At 29.0% G+C, this 1,879-nt stretch carries 3 protein-coding genes; 1 reads left to right on the top strand and 2 read right to left on the bottom strand.

Going from position 1 to position 1,879, the window contains the following annotated elements; translation table 11 throughout:
• Window positions 1-142: 142 nt before the first annotated feature.
• Window positions 143-631 (bottom strand): DUF3021 family protein, encoded by a 489-nt coding sequence (locus tag AC1Z3S_RS19300; RefSeq protein WP_461741732.1) that lies wholly within the window; start codon window positions 629-631, stop codon window positions 143-145.
• Window positions 628-1,065 (bottom strand): LytTR family DNA-binding domain-containing protein, encoded by a 438-nt coding sequence (locus AC1Z3S_RS19295; protein WP_461741731.1) that lies wholly within the window; start codon window positions 1,063-1,065, stop codon window positions 628-630. The genes AC1Z3S_RS19300 and AC1Z3S_RS19295 overlap by 4 nt, the downstream gene beginning before the upstream one ends.
• A 426-nt stretch (window positions 1,066-1,491) precedes the next feature.
• Here AC1Z3S_RS19295 and AC1Z3S_RS19290 point away from each other — a divergent pair, with 426 nt between their 5' ends.
• Window positions 1,492-1,794: a type 2 periplasmic-binding domain-containing protein gene (locus AC1Z3S_RS19290; protein WP_461741730.1), complete on the top strand. Its 303-nt coding sequence runs from the start codon at window positions 1,492-1,494 to the stop codon at window positions 1,792-1,794.
• The last annotated feature ends 85 nt before the right edge of the window (window positions 1,795-1,879 follow it).

The raw sequence follows: 1,879 nt of genomic DNA, 5'->3' as shown, positions 1-1,879 counted from the left end.
ATTCAGTTCAACAATCATCTGTTTAAAATTTTCTTCATATCGGGTCATAAAAATTCATCCTCTCGTAGATAAGTTTAATTTATTCTTGTCTCTACGAAAAGCTGTCTAAGATTTGATACTAACACCACTTTGATAGCTTTTTTTATTTAATCTTATTATTAAGTTGTTTTATTTGATAGACATAATATCCCCACATAAACATATATGTTATACAATAACCTACAAGTGTTACTATAATAGGATACATAACCAGGTTAACCCACGAGGCTGATGTATAATAAGATACAAGCACGTCCATGCTTGCATTTATTGGTACCCCGCTTAGGAATCCTACAACAGAAAAAGAAACTACACTGACAATAAAATGTGCTAGTGTCCACTTATTAAATCCCAATTTATCATTTTTAATAAGTGTTATAAAGTAAAAAAAGTATAGTCCTGTCATTGCATAAAGAAGCAAAGAAATGCTAGCATTATATATAGGATTGGAAAGAGCCATGGTAAAAGGGTTAATAAGTTGAAAACTTCCACGTCCGAATACAGCATATAATATTGCACTTAAAACAGTGAAGATAGAAATACTTATAGCAATTGAGTTTAGCGATTTAGTTACTCGATAGTTGATAGTCATAATCCAAAAAACCTCCTAAATTCTTTTAGATAACTTCTACTTGAATATGTGAAATTATTGTTTTCAAAGTAAATTTTCACCTTACCAGCGAATGTAAACTCGAAATAAGATATCTTATTTGAATTAATAATTTCTGAACTTGATATTTGTAAAAAATTAGCAGGTAATTTTTTGAAAATATCTTTTAATGTACCTTTCAAAAAATACTCCTGTTTACTCTCTGTGAGAACGACAATTTTTTTATTCTCAGAGTAAATTGTCACGACTTCATCAAATTTCAGCTGATATTTTTTTTCATCTTTACTAGCAATTAGTTTGAAACTCAAATTTTGCAAATTACCAACGATTTTAGATAGCTCTGGGGTCATTTCTTTAATTGAAAATTCAACGGTATCTTCTTGTAACTCTTTATTGATGCTTATCCTTATTTCCATAATAACTTCATTCCAAACCTCCTCCTATCTATAAATTTATATACAAATTATCCCACATTAAAGTACTATAATCTTTCATGTGGGATAATTTGCATATTTTAATGGATAACTGGTATGTATTAAAGACAAATTTGGTTTGTCAGAGGGATTTTTTAGTAAGTTTTTTGGGTCATATTGGTTAGTAGGGTTGAAGACAGAAGTAGTCCACTTGCATAATGAAATTCAAAAAAAGATGAGCTTTTTTTTAAAAAATGCTGTTACAATTTTTGTCTAAATTTACTTGGCATAAGGAGAATTATGTTAAGTAAATTGCAATCTTTCCAACAGGGACAAATTGAGTAATCTAGTTGTACATCAGTTTATTGTCGCCTTTTGTAAAATATATTGTTTAATAATGTGATAAACTAAATAAAAGGGAGCGATTGCATGAAAAAAATTTGTTTTGTCTTATCTGGAAACAGCGCGACAGGTTTTTCATATTTAGGTGCCTTTAATACAAAAAAAGGTACTGAAGAAATTAAAAACTATTTCTCTGATACTTATCAAGTTGTCTTTAACTGTTTAGAAGATGGGAAAGATGTAGATTATATAATTGTACCCGACCCATTTACTCCCATTGATAATAAAAACAACATTCCTATTATAAAAGTACCCACGGAATTATATTTTGAGAAAAATCTTGTTGCCATTAGAAAGCTAGTAGATTCTTATGTAGCTAAAACTAATTAGGTTAGAGTACTCCTTAATTATCCATTTGCTATAACGTAACTTATGCAAAGTAAATAATTATCCAAACGTCTAACTTAATTGATAA

It is taken from the genome of Enterococcus sp. LJL90, assembly GCF_056924355.1.
Note: the sequence above shows the minus strand (reverse complement) of the source record. Positions and strands in the feature narration are given on the sequence as shown.